This window comes from Alsobacter sp. P4_H11 (assembly GCF_056400925.1).
On record NZ_JBFUKI010000005.1, the window covers coordinates 163,079 to 186,228 of the forward strand.

22 protein-coding genes are annotated in these 23,150 nt (G+C 69.2%); 9 read left to right on the forward strand and 13 right to left on the reverse strand.

Going from position 1 to position 23,150, the window contains the following annotated elements; all coding sequences use genetic code 11:
* Both AC1DSZ_RS10470 and greA read right to left on the reverse strand, forming a co-directional pair.
* Positions 1 to 696, reverse strand: a complete 696-nt coding sequence (locus AC1DSZ_RS10470) for a 4'-phosphopantetheinyl transferase family protein (RefSeq protein ID WP_476838305.1) — start codon at positions 694 to 696, stop codon at positions 1 to 3.
* A 367-nt stretch (positions 697 to 1,063) separates the two neighbouring features.
* On the reverse strand, positions 1,064 to 1,531 hold the full coding sequence (greA, locus tag AC1DSZ_RS10475; protein ID WP_476838306.1) for a transcription elongation factor GreA: 468 nt from the start codon (positions 1,529 to 1,531) through the stop codon (positions 1,064 to 1,066).
* A gap of 150 nt (positions 1,532 to 1,681) precedes the next feature.
* Here greA and AC1DSZ_RS10480 point away from each other — a divergent pair, with 150 nt between their 5' ends.
* The 4 genes from AC1DSZ_RS10480 to AC1DSZ_RS10495 all read left to right on the forward strand — a co-directional run bounded on the left by AC1DSZ_RS10480 (position 1,682) and on the right by AC1DSZ_RS10495 (position 6,569).
* Entirely contained in the window at positions 1,682 to 2,260 is a 579-nt protein-coding gene (locus AC1DSZ_RS10480) for an HdeD family acid-resistance protein (protein ID WP_476838307.1), read from the forward strand.
* Positions 2,261 to 2,473: 213 nt separating this feature from the next.
* Positions 2,474 to 5,152 (forward strand): pyruvate, phosphate dikinase, encoded by a 2,679-nt coding sequence (gene ppdK / locus AC1DSZ_RS10485; RefSeq protein ID WP_476838308.1) that lies wholly within the window; start codon positions 2,474 to 2,476, stop codon positions 5,150 to 5,152.
* Positions 5,153 to 5,765: 613 nt separating this feature from the next.
* Entirely contained in the window at positions 5,766 to 6,053 is a 288-nt protein-coding gene (locus AC1DSZ_RS10490; RefSeq protein ID WP_476838309.1) for a GIY-YIG nuclease family protein, read from the forward strand.
* Positions 6,054 to 6,296: 243 nt separating this feature from the next.
* The gene (locus AC1DSZ_RS10495; RefSeq protein WP_476838310.1) at positions 6,297 to 6,569 is read left to right on the forward strand and encodes a hypothetical protein; all 273 of its coding nucleotides are present in this window, start codon (positions 6,297 to 6,299) and stop codon (positions 6,567 to 6,569) included.
* Positions 6,570 to 6,725: 156 nt separating this feature from the next.
* On the opposite strand, the gene AC1DSZ_RS10500 is transcribed toward AC1DSZ_RS10495, so the two are convergent.
* From AC1DSZ_RS10500 to arfB, 4 genes are all read right to left on the reverse strand, one after another.
* On the reverse strand, positions 6,726 to 7,484 hold the full coding sequence (locus AC1DSZ_RS10500) for an RlmE family RNA methyltransferase (RefSeq protein ID WP_476838495.1): 759 nt from the start codon (positions 7,482 to 7,484) through the stop codon (positions 6,726 to 6,728).
* Between the two features lie 11 nt (positions 7,485 to 7,495).
* Positions 7,496 to 8,497 (reverse strand): Ppx/GppA phosphatase family protein, encoded by a 1,002-nt coding sequence (locus AC1DSZ_RS10505; RefSeq protein WP_476838311.1) that lies wholly within the window; start codon positions 8,495 to 8,497, stop codon positions 7,496 to 7,498.
* Positions 8,498 to 8,793: 296 nt separating this feature from the next.
* Entirely contained in the window at positions 8,794 to 9,243 is a 450-nt protein-coding gene (locus AC1DSZ_RS10510; protein WP_476838312.1) for a response regulator, read from the reverse strand.
* Positions 9,244 to 9,372: 129 nt separating this feature from the next.
* Entirely contained in the window at positions 9,373 to 9,795 is a 423-nt protein-coding gene (gene arfB, locus AC1DSZ_RS10515; RefSeq protein ID WP_476838313.1) for an alternative ribosome rescue aminoacyl-tRNA hydrolase ArfB, read from the reverse strand.
* 108 nt (positions 9,796 to 9,903) lie between these two features.
* On the opposite strand from arfB, the gene selD reads away from it, so the two are divergent.
* Entirely contained in the window at positions 9,904 to 12,162 is a 2,259-nt protein-coding gene (selD, locus tag AC1DSZ_RS10520; RefSeq protein WP_476838314.1) for a selenide, water dikinase SelD, read from the forward strand.
* On the opposite strand, the gene AC1DSZ_RS10525 is transcribed toward selD, so the two are convergent.
* Entirely contained in the window at positions 12,121 to 13,593 is a 1,473-nt protein-coding gene (locus tag AC1DSZ_RS10525; protein ID WP_476838315.1) for a DHA2 family efflux MFS transporter permease subunit, read from the reverse strand. The two genes, selD and AC1DSZ_RS10525, sit on opposite strands and share 42 nt — an antisense overlap.
* A 527-nt stretch (positions 13,594 to 14,120) precedes the next feature.
* Complete coding sequence (gene infA / locus AC1DSZ_RS10530; protein WP_188517410.1) at positions 14,121 to 14,399, reverse strand: translation initiation factor IF-1; 279 nt, start codon at positions 14,397 to 14,399, stop codon at positions 14,121 to 14,123.
* A 343-nt stretch (positions 14,400 to 14,742) separates the two neighbouring features.
* Here infA and AC1DSZ_RS10535 point away from each other — a divergent pair, with 343 nt between their 5' ends.
* Complete coding sequence (locus tag AC1DSZ_RS10535; protein WP_476838316.1) at positions 14,743 to 14,916, forward strand: DUF1328 domain-containing protein; 174 nt, start codon at positions 14,743 to 14,745, stop codon at positions 14,914 to 14,916.
* Here AC1DSZ_RS10535 and AC1DSZ_RS10540 read toward each other — a convergent pair.
* Both AC1DSZ_RS10540 and AC1DSZ_RS10545 read right to left on the reverse strand, forming a co-directional pair.
* Positions 14,913 to 15,509, reverse strand: coding sequence for an MOSC domain-containing protein (locus tag AC1DSZ_RS10540; RefSeq protein ID WP_476838317.1), 597 nt, complete (start codon positions 15,507 to 15,509; stop codon positions 14,913 to 14,915). The genes AC1DSZ_RS10535 and AC1DSZ_RS10540 overlap by 4 nt on opposite strands.
* A gap of 350 nt (positions 15,510 to 15,859) precedes the next feature.
* The gene (locus tag AC1DSZ_RS10545) at positions 15,860 to 17,401 is read right to left on the reverse strand and encodes a D-alanyl-D-alanine carboxypeptidase family protein (protein ID WP_476838318.1); all 1,542 of its coding nucleotides are present in this window, start codon (positions 17,399 to 17,401) and stop codon (positions 15,860 to 15,862) included.
* Positions 17,402 to 17,611: 210 nt separating this feature from the next.
* Here AC1DSZ_RS10545 and AC1DSZ_RS10550 point away from each other — a divergent pair, with 210 nt between their 5' ends.
* Positions 17,612 to 18,412, forward strand: a complete 801-nt coding sequence (locus tag AC1DSZ_RS10550; RefSeq protein WP_476838319.1) for an aldolase — start codon at positions 17,612 to 17,614, stop codon at positions 18,410 to 18,412.
* Positions 18,413 to 18,661: 249 nt separating this feature from the next.
* On the opposite strand, the gene AC1DSZ_RS10555 is transcribed toward AC1DSZ_RS10550, so the two are convergent.
* The 3 genes from AC1DSZ_RS10555 to gnd are packed head-to-tail and all read right to left on the reverse strand — an operon-like array spanning position 18,662 to position 20,711.
* Positions 18,662 to 19,204 carry an isochorismatase family protein gene (locus AC1DSZ_RS10555; protein ID WP_476838320.1) on the reverse strand — a complete coding sequence of 181 codons (543 nt, stop codon included), beginning with the start codon at positions 19,202 to 19,204 and terminating at the stop codon, positions 18,662 to 18,664.
* Entirely contained in the window at positions 19,201 to 19,713 is a 513-nt protein-coding gene (locus AC1DSZ_RS10560) for a gluconokinase (protein ID WP_476838321.1), read from the reverse strand. The genes AC1DSZ_RS10555 and AC1DSZ_RS10560 overlap by 4 nt, the downstream gene beginning before the upstream one ends.
* Positions 19,710 to 20,711: a phosphogluconate dehydrogenase (NAD(+)-dependent, decarboxylating) gene (gene gnd / locus AC1DSZ_RS10565; protein WP_476838322.1), complete on the reverse strand. Its 1,002-nt coding sequence runs from the start codon at positions 20,709 to 20,711 to the stop codon at positions 19,710 to 19,712. Before gnd ends, AC1DSZ_RS10560 begins: the two co-directional genes overlap by 4 nt.
* Before the next feature lie 430 nt (positions 20,712 to 21,141).
* Between gnd and AC1DSZ_RS10570 the strand changes: the two genes are divergently transcribed.
* Both AC1DSZ_RS10570 and AC1DSZ_RS10575 read left to right on the forward strand, forming a co-directional pair.
* Positions 21,142 to 22,227 (forward strand): transglycosylase SLT domain-containing protein, encoded by a 1,086-nt coding sequence (locus tag AC1DSZ_RS10570; RefSeq protein ID WP_476838323.1) that lies wholly within the window; start codon positions 21,142 to 21,144, stop codon positions 22,225 to 22,227.
* 48 nt (positions 22,228 to 22,275) lie between these two features.
* On the forward strand, positions 22,276 to 23,097 hold the full coding sequence (locus tag AC1DSZ_RS10575) for an extensin-like domain-containing protein (protein WP_476838324.1): 822 nt from the start codon (positions 22,276 to 22,278) through the stop codon (positions 23,095 to 23,097).
* Positions 23,098 to 23,150 lie beyond the last annotated feature (53 nt).

Consider the following 23,150-nt stretch of genomic DNA (forward strand, 5'->3'; position numbering starts at 1 on the left):
TCAGACCTCCAGCAGCGTGATGTTCCCCACCGCGCTGTTCCAGAACGCGACCGCCATGGGCGGCCAACCCGGGCGCTCGACGGCCCGCACGGCGAACCAGCCCTCGTAGCCCGGCAGGGCTGCGCGGCCAGCCTCTGCCCCGAAGCCGACCGAAAGGGCGCGCGGCTCCACCGAAAAGCCCGAGCCGGCGGCTTTCAGGATGGCCTCCTTGCGGGTCCAGAGACTCAGGAAGGCTTTGTCGCGCTCCGCCTCGGGGAACGCCCGGAAGGCCGTCAGCTCTTCGTGCGTCATCACCACCTCGGCCACCGCCTCGCGCTCCGGCGGCGCGGTCGGCTCGATGTCGAGGCCGATCTCGGCGCCCCGGGTCAGCGCCAGGGCGACGTGTTCGTCCGCGTGGGTCATGTTGAAGAACAGGTCGGTCCGGTCCGCCAACGCCGGCTTGTCGTGCTTGCTCAGCGTCAGCGCGATCGCGTCCGGCGCCGCGCCGGTGACGTGCGCGAGCACGGCGCGCAGCAATGAGCGCCCGGCCACGAAGGTCTCGGCCGTGCGCGGATGCGTGAGATGGCGCAGCCGCCCCTGCTCGGCCTCGCTGAGCCGCGCATGGCCGTCGCGCCAGTCGTCGATGCGGGCGAGCACAATCAGCGCGTCGCCGGCCTGCGGGACCGTGCCGGGGAAATCTGGCGGGAGATGTCGCATGCCGGCGTGGTCCAGCCTGGGTCTCCTATCCGTAGAGCCAGGCTTTATAAGGCTCAACTCTCGCCGTCATTCCCGGCGGCGCGCAGCGCCGGGAAGGGAATCCAGGGCAGCCGCGCCCATGGCCCCTGGATCCCCTTCCCGACCTGCTGCGCAGGTCGCCGGGGATGACGGCGGAAGCAGTCAGCAACATTCCGGGCCGTTCGCCGAAATAGCCGTACCACCCTCCCGTCATTGCGATCAAAGCGATCCAGCTGATGCCGGAGCGCGGCGCCTTTCGCCCGGCGTCTGGATTGCTTGGTCGCTGCGCTCCTCGCAATGACGGCGAGGCGAAACACGCGCTCAGGGGGATCGCCCCGCCCCAAGCGCCTCACCCGATCGCGATGATCTCGGCTTCGCCGTGCCCGGCTTCCACGGTGTCGCCGACGCTCTTGCCCAGGAGCGCCTGGGCGAGCGGAGCGACGTGCGGAAGCGTGCCGTGGGCGGGGTCGGCCTCGTCCTCGCCGACGATGCGCCAGGTCTGCTTGCGGCCGTCGTCGCGCTCGATCGTGACCGTGGCGCCGAAATGCACCGTGTTGGCGTCGGCGGAGGGCTGGACGACCTCGGCGTTGGAAAGCCGATGCTGCCAGTAGCGCAGGTCGCGCGCCGTGCGGGCAACCGTCGCCTTATCGCCGGCCGTCTGGGCCTCGCCGTGCTCGCGGCGCAGGCGCTCCACCGTCTCCTCGATGGCGCGCAGCCCCTCGGGCGTGACGAGGTTGGGGTGCGGGCTGACGGGCCGGTCCGGCAGGTCCTCGAAGGCTTCGCCCCCGTCCTGCTCCTTCACGAAGGCGCGGCTCATGAGCTTGCGTCCCTTTCTGCGTGCGAGCCGGAACGGTTCCGGCGCAAATGCGCCGCCGCCGGCCGCCCAAGACAATGGACCTTAGGCGCACTGCGTTCCACCGCTTTAGGTTGTATCATCGCGTTGCACCCACCAACCCGGGAGTGAGCCATGACCACAGCAACCGACCACCCGCCGCCCGCAGGCTCCAGCCTCGGCGGCGGTCTCAGAGCGCTTCGCGGACGCTGGGGCTGGATCGTCGCCATGGGGGTGCTGCTGAGCCTCTGCGGCCTCGTCGCGCTCGGCAGCGTCGTGCTCGCGACGGCGGTGAGCGTCACCATCGTGGGCTTCATGATGGTGCTCAGCGGCGCGATCGAGATGGCGCACGGATTCGCGTCCAAGAGCTGGGGACGCGCCACGCTCTGGGTGCTGCTCGGCGCGCTCTACGCGCTCGCGGGGATCTTCGCGATCATGAACCCGCTGCTCGCCGCCACCGTGCTGACGCTGATGCTCGGCGCCGGCCTCGTGGCCTCCGGGGCGGTGCGCATCGTGCTCGCGTTCCAGATGCGCGAGGGCTCGCCCTGGGTCTGGGTGGCGCTCTCGGGCCTCGTCACGCTGCTGCTGGGCGCGATGATCCTGATGCAGTGGCCGGCCTCCAGCCTGTTCGTGCTGGGCATCTTCCTCGGCGTCGACCTCATCTTCGCGGGGACGAGCTGGATCGCGATGGGGCTCGCGCTGCGACGGTTTTGACGGACCGCTGGCATACAAGATACACAGGCGTGGAACGAAGTTGGGCGCCCGGCGTTGCGGTGCGGGCGTTTTCCCGCCCCGCTTCCGCCACGGCGCCGCTGCGAGCCTAGCCTTAAGGGTGAGCAGGCCGCGATTGCCTTTTGGCCGGCGCTGCGCAAATGAAAGTCGTGCCTCTCCCGCCGTCGCGGGAGATCGCAACAAAGGACGGGGCCAATGACGAAGTGGGTGTACACCTTCGGTGACGGCAAGGCCGAGGGCCAGGCCGGCATGCGCGAGCTTCTGGGCGGCAAGGGCGCCAATCTCGCCGAGATGAGCAATCTCGGCCTGCCGGTGCCTCCGGGCTTCACCATCTCGACCGAGGTCTGCACCTACTACTACGCGCACGGCCAGTCCTACCCGGACGACCTCGCCGGGCAGATCGAGGCGGCGCTGGCGGATGTCGGCGCCATCGCGGGCAAGACCTTCGGCGACCCCGCCAACCCGCTGCTCGTCTCGGTGCGCTCCGGCGCCCGCGCGTCCATGCCGGGCATGATGGACACGGTGCTGAACCTCGGCCTCAACGACGTCACCGTGGAGGCCATCGCGCAGAGCTCGGGCGACGCCCGCTTCGCGTATGACAGCTACCGCCGCTTCATTCAGATGTATTCCGACGTGGTGCTCGAGGTCGGCCACCACCACTTCGAGGACATCCTCGAGGAGTACAAGGACCTGCGCGCCTACACGCTCGACACGGACCTCTCGGCCGACGACTGGAAGACCATCGTGGCCCGCTACAAGGAAACCGTGCAGGCCGAGCTCGGCCGGCCCTTTCCGCAGGATCCCAAGGACCAGCTCTGGGGCGCGATCGGCGCCGTGTTCGGCTCCTGGATGAACCCGCGCGCCAACAAGTACCGTGAGCTCAACAGCATCCCGGCGAGCTGGGGCACGGCCGTGAACGTGCAGGCCATGGTGTTCGGCAATCTCGGCGAGACCTCGGCCACCGGCGTCGCCTTCACGCGCAACCCGTCGACGGGCGAAAAGGAGCTCTACGGCGAGTTCCTGATCAACGCCCAGGGCGAGGACGTCGTCGCCGGCATCCGCACCCCGCAGGACATCACAGAGCAGGCCCGCAAGGCCGCCGGCTCCGACCGCCCGTCGCTCGAAGTCGCGATGCCGGAGGCTTACGCCGAGTTCATCCGCATCTGCGGCCTGCTCGAGAAGCATTACCGCGACGTCCAGGACGTCGAGTTCACCATCGAGCGCGGCAAGCTCTGGATGCTGCAGACCCGCAACGGCAAGCGCACCGCCAAGGCGGCGCTGAAGATCGCGGTCGAGCTCGCGGCCGAGGGCCTGATCACCCAGGAAGAGGCCGTCGCCCGCATCGAGTCGCAATCGCTCGACCAGCTCCTCCACCCCACCATCGACCCCAAGGCCGAGCGCAAGGTGCTGGCAACCGGCCTTCCGGCTTCGCCCGGCGCGGCGGGCGGCGAGATCGTGTTCGATTCGGACGAGGCCGAGGCCGCCAAGGCGGCGGGCCGCAAGGTCATCCTGGTGCGCATCGAAACGAGCCCCGAGGACATCCACGGCATGCACGCGGCCGAAGGCATCCTGACGACGCGCGGCGGCATGACCTCGCACGCCGCCGTGGTGGCGCGCGGCATGGGCAAGCCCTGCGTCTCGGGCGCCGGCGGCCTGCGGGTCGACTACGCCGCCCAGACCATGACGGCCTCGGGCGTCACCCTGAAAAAGGGCGAGTGGATCACCATCGACGGCACGACCGGCCAGGTGATGCAGGGCGAGATCAAGATGCTGGAGCCCGAGCTTTCGGGCGAGTTCGGCACGCTCATGGGCTGGGCCGACAAGGTCCGCCGCATGAAGATCCGCGCCAACGCCGAAACCCCGCTGGACGCCCGCACGGCGCGCCAGTTCGGCGCCGAGGGCATCGGCCTGTCGCGCACCGAGCACATGTTCTTCGAGGGGGAGCGCATCGTCGCCGTGCGTGAGATGATCCTCGCGGATGACGAGGCCGGCCGCCGCGCCGCCCTCGCCAAGCTCCTGCCCATGCAGCGAGCCGATTTCGTCGAGCTCTTCACGATCATGAGCGGCCTGCCGGTCACGATCCGCCTCCTCGACCCGCCGCTGCACGAGTTCCTGCCGCACACCGACGCGGAGGTCGCCGAAGTGGCGGCCGCCATGGGCGCCTCCGAGGAGAAGCTCAAGCGCCGCGCCGCCGAGCTGCACGAGTTCAACCCGATGCTCGGCTTCCGCGGCTGCCGCCTTGCGATCGCCTATCCGGAAATCGCCGAGATGCAGGCCCGCGCGATCTTCGAGGCCGCCGTTGAGGCCGCGAAGTCCACCGGCCAGCCGGTGATCCCCGAGGTGATGGTCCCGCTCGTGATGGGCCGTCCGGAGTTCGACATCGTCCGCGAACGCATCCTCGCGATGGCGGCCGCGGTGGAAAAGGAAACCGGCGCCAAGCTGGAGTTCCAGGTCGGCACCATGATCGAGCTGCCGCGCGCCTGCCTGAAGGCCGACGAGATCGCCGAAACCGCGGAGTTCTTCTCCTTCGGCACCAACGATCTCACCCAGACGGGCCTCGGCATCTCGCGCGACGACGCCGCGAGCTTCCTCGGCCCCTACACGGCCAAGGGCATCCTGCCGTCCGACCCGTTCGTGACGCTGGACATCGAGGGCGTGGGCGAGCTGGTGAAGATCGGCGTTGAGCGCGGCCGCAAGGTCCGCCCCAACATCAAGCTCGGCATCTGCGGCGAGCACGGCGGCGACCCGGCCTCCATCGCGTTCTGCGAGCAGGTCGGCCTCGATTACGTCTCCTGCTCCCCCTACCGCGTCCCCATCGCCCGCCTCGCCGCCGCCCAGGCCGCGCTGGGCGTCAAGGCCGCCAGCAGCGCGTAACCGATCCACGTCGACGAGCAATACGGGAGGTCGGTCACTGGGTTCGCCCAAACCGCCCTCCTCGTCATTGCGAGCGCAGCGAAGCAATCCAGGGGCTGGGCGCGCTGTGCCGCCCCCGCCCAGCCCTGCCCCACCCCCTGGATTGCTTCGCCTTCAGCTCGCAATGACGAGAGGGTGGCCCATGGGCCTCGCCCAAAAACCGCCCTCCCCGTCATTGCGAGCGGAGCGAAGCAAGGGCTGGGCGCGAAGTACCGCCCCAAAGCGGCCCTGCCCCACTCACTGGATTGCTTCGCCTTCGGCTCGCAATGACGGGAGCCCGTGGGGCTCGCCCAAAACCGCCCTCCCGTCATTGCGAGCGCAGCGAAGCAATCCAGGGGCTGGGCGCGAAGTACCGCCCCAACGCGGCCCTGCCCCACTCACTGGATTGCTTCGCCTTCGGCTCGCAATGACGGGAGGGTGGCGGCCCGTAAGGCTCGCTCAAAACCGCCCTCCCGTCATTGCGAGCGCAGCGAAGCAATCCAGGGGCTGGGGCGGGGCGACCCGTTCGCCAAAAGATTTTCCTGCAACCGATGGTCGGTTCACCCGCCCAACCGGCAGCCGCATAATCAAGGGGATGAAAGCTCCCGCCGTCTACATCATGGCGAGCCGACGAAACGGCACGCTCTACACTGGCGTGACGTCGAACCTGCCTTCGCGCGTCCATCAACATCGTGAAGGCTTGCTCCGCGGGTTCACGTCCCAGCACGCCTGCAAACTGCTCGTCTGGTACGAGTGGCTGCCCACGATGCCCGATGCGATCTTCCGGGAGAAACAGCTCAAGGCAGGTTCGCGGCTTGCGAAGCTGCAACTCATCGAGGCCACGAATTCTGCATGGCGGGATCTATATCCAGATCTTGTCTGAGCGGATTTGGAACATCGAAGCCCGGCCCCGGCCTCTGGATTGCTTCGCCTTCGGCTCGCAATGACGGGAGGGTGGCCCATGTGGCTCGCCCAAGACTGCCCCTCCCCGTCATTGCGAGCGCAGCGAAGCAATCCAGGGGCTGGGCTTTGGGCTCGAACGGGCCAACGCCGTAAGCCCGCCCCTTGCGACGGCGTCGTCATTCACGGCATGGTGGCGCAGCTGCAGCGGAGCCTTGGAGCGCTTGTGATCAACCGCACGTCCGTCGTGTTCATCGGCGTTCTGGTCGGGTTCGGGGTGCTGCAGGGGCTCGCTTTCGCGCGCTGGCCGGAGCTCGAGAAGACGAGCGTGCCGAGCTTTCTGTGGCCGCTGATCGCCTCGCTGGTCATCGACGTGGCGATCCGGCCCGCCGTGGCGGCCGGGAAGCTCGCGGACCTGCGCACCGAAACCCGCTTCGCCGCCCTGCTGGGCAGCGTGCTGGCCTTCATGGCCGTGCGCTGGGCCGTCCCGACGCTCTAAGGCGCGGGTCGCCACGCGTAGGGCCGGTTTCCCCGACACTCAGAGCCCACCCACACGCCCCTCATCCTGAGGAGCGTCGCCCCTCGGCGGCGCGTCTCGAAGGATGAGGGGCATGGTGGGTTGGCAGGCCAGACGGAAACGAGACCGGCCCAGCCCTCAGGCCGAAGCCGGATCCCAGCCCGTCTCGCGGGGATCCTCATCGGCGTCGTCGGCCTCCATCGGCAGGCTCGCGCCCCGTCCCCGAAAGCCGGTCGCCAGCACGTAGAGCTCCGCCGAGTCGGCCCGGCTGGCCGACGGCTTCACGTGCCGCACGGTCGTGAAGTCGCGCTTCAGGTCAGACAGCAGCGTGTTCTCGGTGCCGCCCTGCAGCACCTTGGCGACGAAGGCGCCGCCGGGCGCCAGCACCTCGCGGGCGAAGGCGATGGCGAGTTCGGCCAGCGCGACGATCTTTAAATGGTCGGTCTTCTTGTGGCCGGTCGCGTTGGCGGCCATGTCGGACATCACCACGTCGGCCGGGCCGCCCAGCATGGCCTTGAGCCGGTCGGGCGCGTCCTCCTCCAGGAAGTCCATCACGGTGAACTCGACGCCCGGGATGGGGTCGATGTCGAGCAGGTCGATGCCGATCACCCGGCCCTTGCCCTTGCCGGAGCCGACCTTGGCGGCCGCAACCTGCGCCCATCCGCCCGGCGCCGCGCCGAGGTCCAGCACCTTCTGGCCCGGCTTGAAGAGGTGGAACTTCTCGTCCATCTCCATGATCTTGTATGCGGCGCGCGAGCGGAAGCCTTCGCGCTTGGCGCGCGCCACATAGGGGTCGTTGAGCTGGCGCGACAGCCACCGCGTCTGCGACACGGTGCGCTTCTTCGCGCTCTTGACCCGCTGCTTCAGGGACCGGCCGCCCGCGCGGCCGGAGCCCATGTCATCTGAACTCACGCGTTCGGCCTCCGGCCCGGAGCCCACACGCCATCTTCATCCATTAACTGCATCAAAATTCCTTCGCGCAGTCCCCTGTCGGCGATCCGCAAGCGGCCGGCCGGGAACGTGCGCCTTATGGCCTCGAGAATCGCGCACCCGGCCAAAACGAGATCGGCCCGCTCGTTGCCGATGCACGGATTGGCGGCCCGTTCCTCGAACGACATGCCAAGCAGGCGCTCCATCACGTCGGTGACGTCGCCGTCCTGCATCCATACGCCATCCACCTGCCGGCGGTCATAGCGCTTCAGGCCGAGATGCACGCCCGCGATCGTCGTGACGGTGCCGGATGTCCCCAGCAAGTGGAAGCGTTTGCAGCGCCGGGCCGAATCAACCTCCTGGGCGAATTCGGAAATAAGGCGCAGCACTTCGGCGACCATGCCCTCGAACCCGTCGCGGTCCACATGGACGCCGCCGTGGCGTTCGGCCAGTGTGACGACGCCAACGGGCAGCGACGTCCAGGCGCGCACCCGCTGGCGCAGGCTGCGGCGATCGCGCGCCGCGCCCGTCAGCCAGGCGAGCTCGGACGAGCCGCCGCCAATGTCGAACAGGATCGCGCCCTCGGCGTGCGGATCGGCCAGCGCGGCGCAGCCGGCCACCGCCAGATGCGCCTCCGTCTCGCGGTCCACCACTTCGAGGTCGAGCAGGGCCTCCTCGCGCACGCGCTGGATGAACTCGGCGCCGTTCTCGGCCGCCCGGCATGCTTCCGTGGCGATCAGGCGGGCGCGGGTGACGCCGCGCGCCTCCATCTTGGTGCGGCAGACCTGCAGGGCGTCGATGGTGCGGGCGATCGCGGCTTCCTTGAGCCGGCGCGATCCGCCGAGCCCTTCCCCCAACCGGACGATGCGCGAAAAGGCGTCGACGACGCGAAACCCGTCGCCGTTCGGGCGCGCGACCAGCAGGCGGCAATTGTTGGTGCCGAGATCCAGCGCCGCATAGGTGCGCCGTTCCTGGCTCATGCGCGAGCCCGCGACTGCGCCCGACGGCGCCGAACCGGCGCTTCGCCCAGGCGTCGCCAACAGCGAACTGCCAACCACGATCGGCGACGGATTCAGGGCTGTCGAAGAGCCCCGAGCGACCGATCCTGCTTCAGCAAACGCGCGAGCTCCTCCATCTTCGACCGGCGACACCGTCGGCACCCCTCTATCCACTTGGATGAGAGCTTACCAACGGGGGCCGTCCTGTCACAACAAAAACGAAGCCACCACCCGACCATCGCGGTGCGCGTGTGCGGCAAAGCGCCAAACGCGCCCCCTCAGCGGCGGCGCAGGAGCTCTTTCATGAGCGGCGCTTCGCCACGTCCGAGATCGATCCGACCGGATTTCACGATCGTTTCCACCCGGCCCCACAAGGCGCTGTGGGTCAGCGGTTTCGAGACCATGTCCCGGATTCCGACGTCCAGGGCGTTGTCGATGAGCTCGGGAGAGGGCTGGCCGGTCATCAGCAGGATCGGCGCCTGGAAATTCGGAACGCGCCGGAGCGCGCGCGCGACCTCGACGCCCGACACATGCAGGAGGTCGTCGGAGACGATCAGCAGGTCGGGGTTCGACCTGAGCGTCAGCTTGATCGCCGACGGGCCATCCGTCGCGTCGATGAAACGCTTCACCCCGGCGATGCGCAAGGTGTCGCGCACGATGCGCCGTGTAAACTCGCTGGACTCCGCGACCAATACCAGCATATCGGGAAGTTTCGGTGCGCCAATCATGTCGTCATCCCAGTTGTCTGACGACCATGCGCTCGCGTTTGTTTCCTTCAGTTGAACAGGATAGGTTAATTTAGGAAAATCTACACAACTCTAGCGGGCCCGCAATGCCATCGCTACTTACGATTGCAACTACTCGTCGCCTGAACCCGGAGAACGAAGTTTCTTTACGCCGGAGCGGCGCGATTTTGATTCGAGTCGCCTTTTCTTCGACGCCAGGGTCGGGCGCGTCGGGCGGCGCACCTTGGGGACGTGCGTCGCGCGGCGGATCAGTTCGACGAGCTTCTCCAGCGCGTCCTGCCGGTTCCGCTCCTGCGTCCGGAACCGCTGCGACGTGATGATCAGCACGCCGTCATTAGTGAGCCGGCTGCCGGCGAGAACCGACAGCCGCGCACGCACCTCGTCGGGCAGCGACGGGCTGTTCGCCACGTCGAACCGCAACTGCACGGCGGTCTCGACCTTGTTGACATTCTGCCCGCCAGGGCCCGACGCCCTGATGAAGCTCTCGTCGATTTCGCGCTCGTCGAGCGAGATGCGAGCCGTGATCCGGATCATGGCGCTCCGTTCCGCCTGCGACGGATCTTGCGGGAGACGGAACGCATGCGCAGAGTGCGAGCCGCGGCCGGCACATGAACGCACGGCCCTCGCCAGCGCAAGTCCCGGATGACGCCCAGCAAGCACCCCGTCACGACCGATGTCGTCCTCGTCGGCGCGGGCCACGCCCATGTGGCCGTGCTGCGCATGGCGGCGATGAAGCCTGTTCCGGGCGTGCGCTACACGCTTCTGACGCGCGAGGTGCACACGCCCTATTCGGGGATGCTGCCGGGGCTCGTGGCCGGGAACTACGGCTTCGACGACGCCCATATCGACACCGGGCCGCTGTGCCGCATGGCGGGCGCCCGCCTCTTCGGCGACGAGGCGGTCGGCATCGACCTCGCCGGGCGTCGGGTGATCTGCCGTGACAGGCCTCCCGTTCCGTTCGACCTCCTGTCGCTCGACATCGGATCGAGCCCCAACACGGGCGACATTCCGGGCGCCCGGGAGCACGCCATCGCGGTGAAGCCGATCGACCGCTTTCTCGCGGCGTTCGAAGCGTTGCGCGAACGGGTGCTGGCGGCCGGCGGCGCGCGCCGGATCGCCATGGTGGGCGGCGGCGCGGGCGGCGTGGAGTTGCTGCTCGCCGTGCAGGCTCGCCTGCGGCGGGACGTCGCCGCCGCCGGGCTCGACCCGGGCCGCCTCTCGTTTGCGCTGATGTCGCGCGGCGATGACATCCTGGAAGCGTTTCCGGAGGCATTCCGCCGCAAGGTCGCGGGCGTCCTCAAGGCGCGCGGCGTTTTGGTGCGGACCGGCGCGGCCGTTGTCGCGGTGGCGCCCGGCGCCGTGACGCTCGCGTCCGGCGAGACGCTGGCGGCCGACGACGTGCTGTGGACCACCCAGGCCGCCGCTCCAGCGTGGCTGCGCGATACCGGGCTGGCGGTGGACGAGCGCGGGTTCGTGCGGGTCGGGCCGACGCTGGAGAGCGTGTCGCATCGCGGGGTGTTCGCGGCCGGCGACATCGCGGCCTTCGAGGCGCGCTCGCTGCCAAAATCCGGCGTCTACGCGGTGCGGGCCGGGCCGGTGCTGGCCGGCAATCTGCGCCGCGCCGCCGCCGGAGAGGCCGGCGTGGCGTTCAGGCCGCAGCGGGAGGCCATGTATCTCCTCTCCACGGCCGACGGACGCGCGGTGGGCGCGCGCAACGGCTTCACCTTCGCGGGCCAATGGGTGTGGCGCTGGAAGGACCACATCGATCGCAAGTTCATGGATCGATTCAACAAACTGCCGCAAATGCCTGCGGGGGAATCCACAACCGACGGCGGTTTCGCCATGCGCTGCGGCGGCTGCGGGGCCAAGGTGGGCGCCACCGTGCTGGCCGGCGCCCTCGCGGACCTTCGCCCGCACAGCCGCCCGGAGGTCGTGCTCGGCCTCGACGCCCCCGACGACGCCGCCCTCCTCGACCGCGGCGGCCCGGAGCTGGACATTCAGACGGTGGATTTTTTCCGCGCGCCCGTGGACGACCCGTGGATGTTCGGGCGCGTGGCCGCGAACCATGCGCTGTCGGACGTGTACGCGATGGGGGGCGAGCCCGTGAGCGCGCTCGCGATCGTGACGCTGCCGCCGGCGTCCGAGCGGGCGCTTCGGGCGGACCTCGGCGCGCTGATGGCGGGCGCCAACGCGGCGCTCGCGGAGGCGGGCTGCGCGCTGGTGGGCGGGCACACGGGCGAAGGCGCGGAGCTCGCGCTCGGCTTCGCGGTCACGGGCTCCCTCGCGCGCGGGCGCGCGCTCGCCAAGGCGGGCGCCCGGCCGGGCGACGCGCTCGTGCTCACCAAGGCGCTCGGCACGGGCGCGCTCCTGGCCGCCGACATGCGCGGCCGCGCCAAGGCCCGCTGCGTGCAGGCCGCGCTGGCGCAGATGACGCGCTCCAACGCGGCGGCCGCCCGCATCCTGCGCGCCCACGCGCACGCCCTCACGGACATCACCGGCTTCGGCCTCGTCGGGCATTTGGGGGAGGTTTTGCGGGCTTCGGGGGTGGGGGCGGAGCTTTGGCCGGAGCGCGTGCCGGCTCTGGAGGGCGCCCGCGAGGCGCTGGCGCTGGGCGTGGCGTCGACGCTGCAGCCCGAGAACTTGCGGCAGCGCACGCTGCTGGCTGAGCCCGCGCTGGCGGAGCGGCATCCGTTGCTGTTCGACCCGCAGACCTCCGGCGGGCTGCTGGCGGCCATGCCGGCGGACGAGGCGCAGGGCTGCGTCCAGGCCTTGCGCGAGGCCGGCTACCCGGCGGCCGCGATCGTAGGGCGGATCGGCGAGCCGGGCGCGCCCCTGATCAGCCTTGCCGACGCCCCGCCGTCAGGGCTTGTCGGCGGCGCCGAGCTTGGGCGCGACGGGTGAGCCGCTCGCCACCGGCCGGGCGACCAGCGCCTCCCCGGCCCCCAGCGGCAGCAGCCGCCAGAAGATGAAGGCCGACATCATCGAGATGAGCCCGATCAACGCGAACACGTAAGGGAAATGGCTGCGATCCAGCACCTCGCCGCCCAGCACGTGGCTGGCCAGTTCCAGGCCGAGAGCCGCGATCGAGACGCCCACCGAGCCGGACAACTCCTGCAGCACGGTCGCGAAGGTGGTGGCCCGCGAGAGCTTCTCCACCGGCATGTCCGCATACGCGACGGCGTTGATCGACGTGAACTCGAGCGACCGCAGGAAGCCGCCCATCACCAGCAGCGCGGTCATCAGCACCATCGGGGTGTTGGGCCCGAACAGGCCCGGCGCGGCGACGAAGATCGACGAGATCACGGCGTTGATCACCAGCACCTTGCGAAAGCCGAAGCGCCGCAGAATAGGCGACGCCACGATCTTCATCACCAGCGCGCCGACGCCGGCCGCGAAGGTGGTGAGGCCTGAGTGGAAGGCGTCGAACCCCAGCCCGGCCTGCAGCAGCAGCGGCAGGAGGAACGGCGTCGCGCCGACGCCGACGCGAAACAGGAAGCCGCCGGTGACGCTGGCCCGAAAGGTCGGCAGGCGCAGCAGGCGCAGGTCGATCAGCGGGGCCTCGGCCTTCAGCGCATGGCGCACATAGATCGCCAGCAGCAGCAGCCCGCCGATGATCAACCCGGCCACCCCGTAGCCGGGCAAGAGCCCGAGCCCGGCCAGCGTGGCGCCGGTCAGTGAGGCGGCCAGGCCCGGCCCGACGAGCAGGAAGCCGATCGTGTCGAAGCGGGTGCGGACCTCCTCGCGGATGTCGGGAATGTGGATGGTGGCCAGCACGATCCCGACCGCCGCGACCGGGATGTTGATCCAGAAGATCCAGCGCCAGTTCAGATAGGTGGTGATGAAGCCGCCCACCGGCGGGCCCATGATGGGGCCGATCAGGGCCGGAATCGTGAGCCAGGCGAGCGCATCCACGATCTGGCTGCGGTCGATCGTGCGCAGCACCACGAGGCGGCCGACCGGCACCATCATGGCCCCGCCCATGCCTTGCAGCACGCGCGCGGCGACGAGGCTGGCGATGTCGGATGAAAAACCGCAGCCGATCGATCCGGCCGCGAAGATCCCCATGGCGAGGCGAAAGATCGTCCGGGCGCCGAAGCGGTCGGCGAGCCAGCCGGACGCGGGAATGAAGATCGCCAGCGCGAGCAGGTAGGATGTCAGCGCCAGCTTGAGGTGGATGGGGTTCTCGCCGAGGTCCTTCGCGATCGCGGGCAGCGATGTCGCCAGCACCGTCGAATCGAGGTTTTCCATGAACAGCGCCGTCGCGACGATCAGCGGCACCAGCCGTTCGGGCGGCAGGGCGACGCGGAATCTCGAGGGCGCGGGGGGCGGCATGGGCAATCGGCTCCCGGGGGCTGGCGGCCGGACGGCCCCCAATGCCACGATCGCTCCCGATGTTCCACCACGGGGGCGATCAATTTGCCGAAGGCATGCCTGCCTTGCGCGTGGGCGCCGTCTTGAGCAGCCGATCGCGTGGCGGAGCCTCACCGCGTGGTGGCAGACCTGCCCCGGGGCCTGGATTGCTTCGCTCCGCTCGCAATGACGAAGAGGGCCCTCGAGGGCGGGCCTTGAGGCCACTCTCCCCGAAAAGGCCTACACTTTTGCCRTCATCCCCGGCGGCGCGTAGCGCCGGAAAGGGGATCCAGAGGTGCGCGCCTTTCCCCTGGATCGCCTTCCCGACCCGCTGCGCGGGTCGCCGGGGATGACGGAGAGAGATGCGCCTTGCAGCACGGAGATGATGAAAGGGCATGCGCCCGCTGGACCGCGAGCCTTCAGGCTCGCATCTTTGCGGCGGCGGTGAGAAGGCGAGCCTGGAGGCTCGCGGTCCGGGTCACTGCCGCCGTTGCGCGGGGCAAGGCCGCTCAGCGGCGGCGGAACTGACCGCGCTGGGGCGGGCGGGCACCGGGGGGGCCGGCGCGCTCGTCCTTGTGGCGGAAGATGAGACGGCCCTTTTCGAGATCGTAGGGCGACATCTCCACCGTTACGCGATCGCCCGTGAGCGTCTTGATGCGGTGCTTCTTCATCTTGCCGGCCGTGTAGGCGACAATTTCGTGGCCGGTATCGAGCTGCACGCGAAAGCGCGCATCCGGCAGGATCTCGGTGACGAGACCCTCGAACTCCATCAATTCTTCCTTCGCCATTGCCAGTCCCGCGATGGTTCTTGCGGAACCGCCGTGTCGGCGCGCGGCGGTCCAAGGGTCGTTCCGGGCGCTATCAGCCGCACCCCGGCGTTCGTGCAGTCGGCCGGACGCCGGAGCGCCATCCGCAACGCGCATGGCTGCGGGATTCGGTCGCCATCCTCATATGAGATTTCGCCGCGACCCCGCAAGCCGCAAGCCTGCCCGGAGAGGCGGGATTTGGTTGAATAACCCAACATTCGCAACGCCGCCCGGCAAGGAACCTTCCTGCCTCGCTCGCGGTTAGCTCCGCAACTTCAACTCACGTCCCGGGCGCGGCCTGGCGGACGGCAACAGGAGCGACGCGATGCTGAAATGGGCCCTGATCTTCCTGGTGATCTCGATCATCGCGGGCGCGCTGGGATTCACGGGCGTCTCGGCGGCGGCCGGTCGGCTCTCCAAGATCCTGTTCGTGGTGGCGCTGCTGATCTTCGTCGTGCTGCTGGTGCTCGGCCTGATGGCCGGCGAAGCCATCTTCTAGGCGTAGATCCACTGCTCGGGGATGCGGATCTCGACCGTATCCCCGACGCGGATCACCCCTGCCCTTTCCACCCACGCCACGAGCCCGCGCTTGCGCGCGGCCTTGCGGACGAAGTCGAACGGCATGCCGGCGTCCCCGCCGACATTGCGGGCGATCATGCGGCCCGGGCCCTTGCAGGGCACGTTCTGCTCCTCGACGGCCAGCGACGCCGCGGTCGGAAAAAACAGTCGCGTGCCTCGCGGCAGCATGGACAGCGACGGCACGCCCTCGATCACCAGGTTTGCGCCCAGCCATTCGGGCCGAATCTCGGCGATCTCCATGCGGGCGGCGACTTCAGCCAGTTCCTGCGAACACACGATCGAAATCTGCCGCGCGTTGCGGATCGGCGTTCCGCGCGGATACCACGGAACCCGTGCATCCGCGGCCCGGGCGTGGCCGCGATGGCGCTCCCCAAGCAGGCCGTCGAGCGCGATGCCTTCAAGATCGACGCTGATCTGCGGAACGTCCCGCGTCTCGAACGTGTCGCCATCGGCGATCATCACCCGCCCGACGATGGCGGTGAGCTTGCGGGCAGGAACGATATCGCGCGTCATGAGGGCCTCCACGGCCATCCCTACGCGGTCGGGATTGGGCTGTCAGCCCCACAAGGAGAACCGCCTGGAGATTGAGGTCTGGATCGCCGGCTGAAAGCGCCGTCTGGAGTCCCTCGTCCTTCGAGACGCATCGCAAGGGGCGATGCTCCTCAGGATGAGGGGATCGTGGAGGCTGCTCCGCATTCAGCCCGGACCACCTGCACCCTCATCCTGAGGAGCAGGCCCGCTTGGGCCTGCGTCTCGAAGGACGAGGGCTCCAGAATGCATGATGCAGCTTACCCGCTGTATTCCTTGTCTCTTGAACTGCATCCCCGACGGCGTTGGAGCCGCTGACAGAAGTGAGGACCGCCTTACCGGATAGCCCCCGGCGGCATCCAGGGGCCGGCGGTGGCGGCTTCGTTGGCGGGGCCGGCCGACGCCATGTCCATCGCCGGGAGGCTTGCGCCGATGGCGGCGGGGGAGCTTCCGGGCCAGGGAGCGCGGTTGCGCAGCGAGGCGCCCAAGGACTGGATGCGCGATCCCACGGCGGTTTCGGCCGCCGTTTCGCGGACGTGCACGGCCACCACGCGGGCGACGACGCCGGCGGTGGACAGCGTGGCAGAGCCGGGAAGCGCCAGGCCGAAGCGCCGGCGCGCGACAACGCCGCAGCCGAGCGCGAGCGCGCCGAGCAGCGACAGGATCACGGGCATGTGCGAGCCCCCGACCGGCGCGGCGACGATCGACGCCGTGGTGACGGGATCGAGGTCGACCGCCTTGGCGGGAGCCGTCGCGGCGGAGATCGCTGCGGTGGTCGCAAGGCCGTTGTTCGCCGGAACGGTGATCGCCGGGATGGTCTTGGCCGGAACCTGGGCGGCCGCGATCAGGGCCGCGGACGCCGCCGGAGTCGCCGCGGTGGCCACCGTCGGCAGCGGCTCGGGCTTGCCGGCGGGCTTCGCGGCGGAGGCCGTCTGCGGCGGAAACGCCATCGGGGCGTTCGCCGCATAGGCGAGCGGCGCGTCCTTGGCGGCGCCCGCCACCATCACGGGGGCCGGGACGGCGTCGCCGATGGTGCGGTTCACCAGCTCGGCCATCTTGTCGTCGCGGCTTTTCTGGGTGGTTCCGCCCATCACCACCGCGATCACGCTGCGGTCGCCGCGTTTGACCGAAGCGAGCAGGTTGAAGCCGGACGCGTTTGTGAAGCCGGTCTTGATGCCGTCCATGCCTTCCAGGCGGTTCATCAGCCGGTTGTGGCTCGGCACCTTGGCGCCGGCATATTCAAAGCTCTTGGTGGCGAAATAGCCGAACAGGTCGGGGAAGCGCTCGCGCACCGCCTTGCCGAGCAGCGCGAGATCGCGGGCCGTGGTGATCTGCTGTTTGTTGGGCAGGCCCGACGCGTTCACGAACAGCGTGTTGCGCATGCCGAGTTCCTGCGCCTTCTCGGTCATCTTCTCGGCGAAGGCCTTTTCGGTGCCGGCCAGGTTCTCGGCGATCACCACCGCGACGTCATTGGCCGAACGGGTGACGATGGCCTTGATGGCGTCGTCGACCGAGATCGTCTCGCCCTTCTTCACGCCGAGGCGCGAGGGGGCCTGCGTGGTCGCGAAATACGATACCTGGAGCGGGGTATCGAGCTTCATCGCGCCCTTCTCGATTTGCTCGAACAGCAGATAGAGGGTCATCACCTTCGTGAGCGAGGCCGGGTGGCGCTGGCCGTCGACGTCCAGCCCGTAGAGCACCTTGCCGCTGACGGGGTCCAACACCATCGCGGACTGCGGCGGGGCCCAGCCGCCCGCCTTGGTGGAGCGACGCTTGGCCTCGGCCGGCGCCGAGAGGAGAAGAAGGGCCGCGCACAACAGCCACACACCCGTCGCGACGCCCGAACGAACGCGGGCCCCTATCGCGAACCGCTCCATGTCCTCACTCCAACTCAACGCGTAATGCAAGAAAGCCCCACGGACGACCAGAGCGCGAAAACGGTGAATCACGGGTTAAACGATCGAATTTTATCGGGATTTCTCAGCAGGGTTGCACACCGGGATGAGCTTGGGAGCGCTTGACAGCGGCGCCTGCGCCATGGACCGCTTGCGTTCGGATTACCGCCCCTGCGCTTCCGGAGCTGAACCATGGCCCACGCCCTCACGCCTTCCGCCACCCCGCCCCAGGCAGGGGACGGCGGCAACCAGCCGAGCCTCGACGGCGCGGCGGTGTGGGAGGCGAAGGTCGACCTCGCGGCGTGCTTTCGCATGGCGGCCCGCAACGGCTTCGAGGAGGGCATCTGCAACCACTTCTCGGCCCTGGTGCCGGGATATTACGACCTCTTCATCGTCAACCCATACGGCTACGCGTTTCGCGAGATCACGGCCAGCAAGCTGCTGATCTGCGACTTTCACGGCAACGTGGTGTCGGGCGAGGGCCAGCCCGAGGCGACCGCCTTCTTCATCCACGCCCGGGTGCACAAGAACCTGCCGCGCGCCCGCGTGGCCTTCCACACGCACATGCCCTACGCCACGGCGCTTTCCATGACGGACGGCGACCCGCTGATCTTCGCCGGCCAGACCGCGCTGAAGTTCTACGGCCGCACCGCCCTGGACGGGAACTACAACGGCCTGGCCTTGGACGAGCGCGAGGGCGACCGCATCGCGGCGGCGGCCGGGGACGCCGACATCGTGTTCATGAAGCACCACGGCGTGCTGGTGCTCGCCCCCACGATCGCGGAAGCCTGGGACGACCTTTATTACCTGGAGCGCGCCTGCGAGGTGCAATGCCTCGCTCTGGCTACGGGCCGCAGCGTGACGCCTGTGTCGACGGAAATAGCGGAGGCGGCCTCCCGCCAGATGCGCGAAGGCGACGCCGAGTCGGCCAGGTTGCACCTGCTCAGCCTGCGCCGGCAGCTCGACGCCGAGGAGCCGGCTTATCGGACGTGAGGGCACGGGCGAGGCTTCCAACCGCCTCGCAGCTTCCTTCGGCCCTAGATTGGTTCGACAGCCTCAATCCCCTCATCCTGAGGAGCATCGCCCCTTGGCGGTGCGTCTCGAAGGACGAGGGATTCCAGCTCACGCAAAATCACGAGCGCGCTGGACCCCTCGTCCTTCGAGACGCAGGCCCAAGCGGGCCTGCTCCTCAGAACGAGGGGATTTGAGCTGTGAGGGAGGGGTCCCCAGGAAGTAGCGGCTTTACTTCACCAGCTTCAACACATCGCGGAAGCGCGGGTGGCGGGCGTCGCCGAGCCACTCGAAGGCGACCATTTCGGCGGTGACGATGGCGGCGCCGGCGCCGCGCAGGCGGGCGATGGCGACGTCCTTGCTCTCCGGCCGGCGTGAACCGACGGCGTCCTGGACGAGCCAGACCCGGCGCCCGGCTTCGATCAGCCCCAGCGCGGTCTGCATGACGCAGACATGCGCCTCGCAGCCGACGACGACGATCTCGCGGCCGGCCGGCAGAAGCTCCAGGAAGCCGGGCTCGCGCACGGCGTCGAAATTCATCTTGCGGAAGAGCGTCGCGCCATCCGTAAGCAGCTCCGGCGCCGTGCCGCCGAGGCCTTCGGGGTTCTGCTCGGTGTAGATCACCGGAACGCTGAGTATCCCGGCCGCGTCGATCAGCCGGCGGGCGTTGGCCATCGCGGCCGCGCCGTCGTGGATGGACGGCATCAGCCGTCCCTGGAAGTCGATCACGAGCAGGACGGAGCGGTCCGCCGCCATCGTGAGCGCGGCGCTCATCCGCGCAGGCCCAGCCGGGTGAGGATGTCCTGCACCACCGCCTTGGGGCTCTGCTCCACGGAGACGTCGAGCACGTGCTCGTCGGGCGCGGGCCGCTCCAGCGCGGCGAACTGGCTGTCCAGCAGGCTCGTCGGCATGAAGTGGTGCTTGCGCGCCGCCATGCGGCCGGCGATCAGCGACTGGCTGGCCACGAGGTGGATCATCCGCACGCCGGGCCGGCCGCCGGCCAGCACGTCCCGATAGGCGCGCTTCAGGGCCGAGCAGGTCACGATGGCGCTGGTTCCGGCCGCGAGGTTCTGGTCGATCCACGCCGCGATGGCGGCGAGCCAGGGCGCGCGATCCACGTCGGTCAGCGCCTCGCCGCGCGTCATCTTGGCGATGTTGGCGGCGGGGTGGAATTCGTCGGCGTCCCGGTAGGGCCAGCCCAGCGCCTTGGAAAGGTTGCGCGCCGTGGTGGTCTTGCCCGACCCGGCGACGCCCATCACGACGAGAACGAGCGGCCCGCTCACGCCTTGGGGTCCTTCTGGAGGGCGGGCTTGGGCTCGACATGCCCGCCGAAGCCCTTGCGCATGGCCGACAGCACCTTCTCGGCGAAGGTGTGATCCTGCCGCGAGCGGAAGCGCGTGTAGAGCGCGGCCGTCAGCACCTCGGCCGGCACGGCCTCCTCGACGGCGGCCTGCACGGTCCAGCGGCCTTCGCCGGAATCGTCCACGTGGCCGGAATAGCCCGAGAGGTCCTCGTCGGCCGCAAGGGCCGTGGAGGTGAGGTCCAGCAGCCAGGACGTGATCACGCTGCCGCGCCGCCACACCTCGGCGATGTCGGCGACGTCGAGATCGAGCCGCAGCTCGGGCGCCAGCTGCGGGCTGTCGGCGTGGCGCAGGATGTCGAAGCCCTCCGCGATGGCCTGCATCATCCCGTATTCGATACCGTTGTGGATCATCTTGACGAAGTGCCCGGCGCCGTTGGGCCCGGCATGCAGGTAGCCGTGCTCCACGCGCGGGTCGCGGCCCTCGCGGCCGGGCGTCGGCGGGATGTCGCCCGCGCCGGGGGCCAGGGCGGCGAAGATCGGGTCCATCCGCTTCACCACGTCCTCCGGCCCGCCGATCATCAGGCAATAGCCGCGCTCGAGGCCCCAGACGCCGCCGCTGGTGCCGACGTCGAGATAGGCCAGGCCTTTTTGCGCGAGTTCGCCGGCGCGGCGGATGTCGTCCTTCCAGAAGGCGTTGCCGCCGTCGATCAGCACGTCGCCGGGCGAGAGCAGCGCGGCGAACTCCGCGATGGTGGCTTCCGTGATCGCGCCCGCGGGCAGCATCAGCCAGATGTGGCGTGGCGCCTGCAGGCTGGCCACCATGGCGGCGAGGTCCGCCACCGCGGTGGCGCCGTCCGCCGCGAGTTGCCGGCCGGGCTCGGGATTGCGGTCATAAACCACGCATTCGTGCCCGCTGCGCATGAGGCGGCGCACGATGTTCGCGCCCATCCGCCCCAACCCGACCATTCCGAGCTGCATCTGCCTCTCCGCTCAACCCTGCAACCGCCGCTGGCGCGACGCCGGACCGAACGGGAAATGACGAGCGCTGTCAATGGAGGGGCCGCAAGCGAGCAGCTCAAGCTGGCTCCGCAGGTTGGGAAAGTAGAACGACCGGCCATGTATGATGAAGTCTGAGAATCTTTATTCGCGCTGTGTCGCTGAAAGCACATCCAGCTTCATCGCGGCCATGTCGGGGCGTGCATCGGCGCAAATAGGCGCGAATCACTCCGCTCAAGCTTGTCGAATGTTCAGCAACGAGGCTGCAGCGCCGAAGATTTCATCCCCTCACGCCATCAGTACGATCACGCAGGCGTGAGCATGTGCCCCATTCCAGCCACATCCGGCCGTCAAGGACCCGTTAACCAACGACGAAGAGCCGCCCGCCAGCGGCAAAATGCTCGGAGCAAGTATGCGAGGGTCAATCGCCGAAATGCCGGCGTCCACCGACGCCGACCTTCCCGCGACCAACGCGGCAGATGCCGCCGTGTTCCCGAAAAAGACGGGTCCCGCCACCAAAGCGGTGCGCTGGTGCCTGGCCATCGTGGCCGGCACGGTTCTGTCGGGCATCGTCCCGGCGGTCGCGACCGCGCCGTCCGTGGCGTTCGTTCCCGCCAAGGAGTTCGACAGCGCCAAGCTGCCTTCCATCGCGATGGCGATCGCGCACAGCGTTCCGGGTTTCGCCGAGCGCAACGTCACCGGCCGCATCTTCGCGATGCCGAGCGACGCCTCGGCCGATGCGCCCGGCGAGGAGCTGCGCCTGCCCGAGGACAACCCGGTCGCGATCGGCCCGGATCCGGAAGAGAAGCTGCGCTTCGGCAGCCTCGGCGTGCCGCGCAAGATGGTGATGACGATGCTGCGCGCCGCCGAGCAGGCGGAGGTCGATCCGGTCTACCTCATGGCGCTCGCCGACAAGGAGTCGAGCTTCCGTCCGGAGGTCCGCGCCTCTACGTCCTCGGCCGAGGGACTGTTCCAGTTCATCGAGAGCACCTGGCTCGAAGTCGTGCACGATTACGGCTCGCGCCACGGCCTCGCCTTCGAGGCGTCGGCCATCGACACTGCCGGCGACAAGCCCGCCGTGAAGGATCCCGAGATGCGCACGCGCATCCTCGAGCTGCGCCGCGACCCCTATGTGGCGGCCGTGATGGCCAGCGAGCTCATGAAGCGCGACCGCGCCCAGGTGGCGTTCCGTATCGGCCGCGACCTCAAGCCCGCCGAACTCTACCTCACGCATTTCCTTGGCCCGTCGGACGCCGCGTCCCTGCTGGAGCTGCAGCGCAGCAAGCCTACCACGGCGGCTTCCAAGGAGTTCAAGGCGGCCGCAAAGGCCAACAAGAACATCTTCTTCGCCCGCAAGGGGCGCCGCCTGAAGCCGCTGAGCGTGGCCGAGGTCTACAACCTGATCGACTCGATGATCGGCCTGCGCCTCGCCCGCTACACCGGCGTCAGCGCCTTCGGCACGCCGACCGTCACGGCTTTGGCGGCCGATCCGAGCTGATCGACCGCTTTCGCCCGAACCTTGGCGTGGGCGCGGCGTTGAGACGCCATGCCCATGCTTCGCTCCAGCCTGGTTTTCATCTTCTTCTCGCTCGCGACGGCGCTGGCCGGCGCGCATGCCGCCTCGGCGGCGCCGCCCTCCGGCGAGAGCGCTGCGCCGCTTCCGCCGGAGCGCCCGCCCGAGTTGTCGTCTTCACCCCCGGCCGCGGCCGATGCCGTTCCGCTGCCGCCTGAGCGGCCGAGCGAACTCGCATCGCCCCAGCCCGCGCCCCAGAACGGCAAAGCGCCCGAGGCTTCACCCTCGCAGCAGGCCGCCGCGCCGCCGCCCGACGATGATCCCGAATGCCCCGAGCGCCTGGCGAAGCTCGGCGTCAAATCCAAGGCGCTGCCCGCCATCGCGGAGGGCGCCTGCGGGGCTACGACGCCGCTCGAAGTCGCCGGCCTGCCCGATGGCGTGGCGGTGTCGCCCCCGGTCACGCTCACCTGCCGCGCCGCCGAGGCGCTCGCGCTGTGGTCGCGTGACGTGGTCGGCGTGGCGGCCGACAAGGAGCTGTCCGCTCCGTTGTCGCGCATCGTGATCGGCACGTCCTATCAGTGCCGCTCCCAGAACCACCAGCAGGGCGCCAAGCTTAGCGAGCACGCCTTCGCCAATGGCGTCGACGTGGCGGGCTTCGAGTTCCACAAGCACGCTGCCGTCACGGTCGGCAAGGCCGATCCGGAAGGCCCGGAGGGGCGCTTCGCCGACGCGTCGCGGACGGGCGCCTGCCGCCTGTTCACCACCGTCCTTGGCCCCGGCACGAACGCCGAGCACGCCGACCACCTGCACCTCGACATGCGCGACCGGCGCAAGGGCTACCGCATCTGCCAGTAGGCGGGAACATGCGCCGCGCCACGGCATTGTCTCAGTTAGCAAGGTGCGGATTT

Excerpts from the sequence above, each read along its gene's own strand:
- AC1DSZ_RS10470 (WP_476838305.1), bottom strand. The coding sequence starts at position 696 with ATGCGACATCTCCCGCCAGATTTCCCCGGCACGGTCCCGCAGGCCGGC.
- greA (WP_476838306.1), bottom strand. The coding sequence starts at position 1,531 with ATGAGCCGCGCCTTCGTGAAGGAGCAGGACGGGGGCGAAGCCTTCGAG.
- AC1DSZ_RS10480 (WP_476838307.1), top strand. The coding sequence starts at position 1,682 with ATGACCACAGCAACCGACCACCCGCCGCCCGCAGGCTCCAGCCTCGGC.
- ppdK (WP_476838308.1), top strand. The coding sequence starts at position 2,474 with ATGACGAAGTGGGTGTACACCTTCGGTGACGGCAAGGCCGAGGGCCAG.
- AC1DSZ_RS10490 (WP_476838309.1), top strand. The coding sequence starts at position 5,766 with ATGAAAGCTCCCGCCGTCTACATCATGGCGAGCCGACGAAACGGCACG.
- AC1DSZ_RS10500 (WP_476838495.1), bottom strand. The coding sequence starts at position 7,484 with ATGGGCTCCGGCCGCGCGGGCGGCCGGTCCCTGAAGCAGCGGGTCAAG.
- AC1DSZ_RS10505 (WP_476838311.1), bottom strand. The coding sequence starts at position 8,497 with ATGAGCCAGGAACGGCGCACCTATGCGGCGCTGGATCTCGGCACCAAC.
- AC1DSZ_RS10510 (WP_476838312.1), bottom strand. The coding sequence starts at position 9,243 with ATGATTGGCGCACCGAAACTTCCCGATATGCTGGTATTGGTCGCGGAG.
- arfB (WP_476838313.1), bottom strand. The coding sequence starts at position 9,795 with ATGATCCGGATCACGGCTCGCATCTCGCTCGACGAGCGCGAAATCGAC.
- selD (WP_476838314.1), top strand. The coding sequence starts at position 9,904 with ATGACGCCCAGCAAGCACCCCGTCACGACCGATGTCGTCCTCGTCGGC.
- AC1DSZ_RS10525 (WP_476838315.1), bottom strand. The coding sequence starts at position 13,593 with ATGCCGCCCCCCGCGCCCTCGAGATTCCGCGTCGCCCTGCCGCCCGAA.
- infA (WP_188517410.1), bottom strand. The coding sequence starts at position 14,399 with ATGGCGAAGGAAGAATTGATGGAGTTCGAGGGTCTCGTCACCGAGATC.
- AC1DSZ_RS10535 (WP_476838316.1), top strand. The coding sequence starts at position 14,743 with ATGCTGAAATGGGCCCTGATCTTCCTGGTGATCTCGATCATCGCGGGC.
- AC1DSZ_RS10540 (WP_476838317.1), bottom strand. The coding sequence starts at position 15,509 with ATGACGCGCGATATCGTTCCTGCCCGCAAGCTCACCGCCATCGTCGGG.
- AC1DSZ_RS10545 (WP_476838318.1), bottom strand. The coding sequence starts at position 17,401 with ATGGAGCGGTTCGCGATAGGGGCCCGCGTTCGTTCGGGCGTCGCGACG.
- AC1DSZ_RS10550 (WP_476838319.1), top strand. The coding sequence starts at position 17,612 with ATGGCCCACGCCCTCACGCCTTCCGCCACCCCGCCCCAGGCAGGGGAC.
- AC1DSZ_RS10555 (WP_476838320.1), bottom strand. The coding sequence starts at position 19,204 with ATGAGCGCCGCGCTCACGATGGCGGCGGACCGCTCCGTCCTGCTCGTG.
- gnd (WP_476838322.1), bottom strand. The coding sequence starts at position 20,711 with ATGCAGCTCGGAATGGTCGGGTTGGGGCGGATGGGCGCGAACATCGTG.
- AC1DSZ_RS10570 (WP_476838323.1), top strand. The coding sequence starts at position 21,142 with ATGCGAGGGTCAATCGCCGAAATGCCGGCGTCCACCGACGCCGACCTT.
- AC1DSZ_RS10575 (WP_476838324.1), top strand. The coding sequence starts at position 22,276 with ATGCCCATGCTTCGCTCCAGCCTGGTTTTCATCTTCTTCTCGCTCGCG.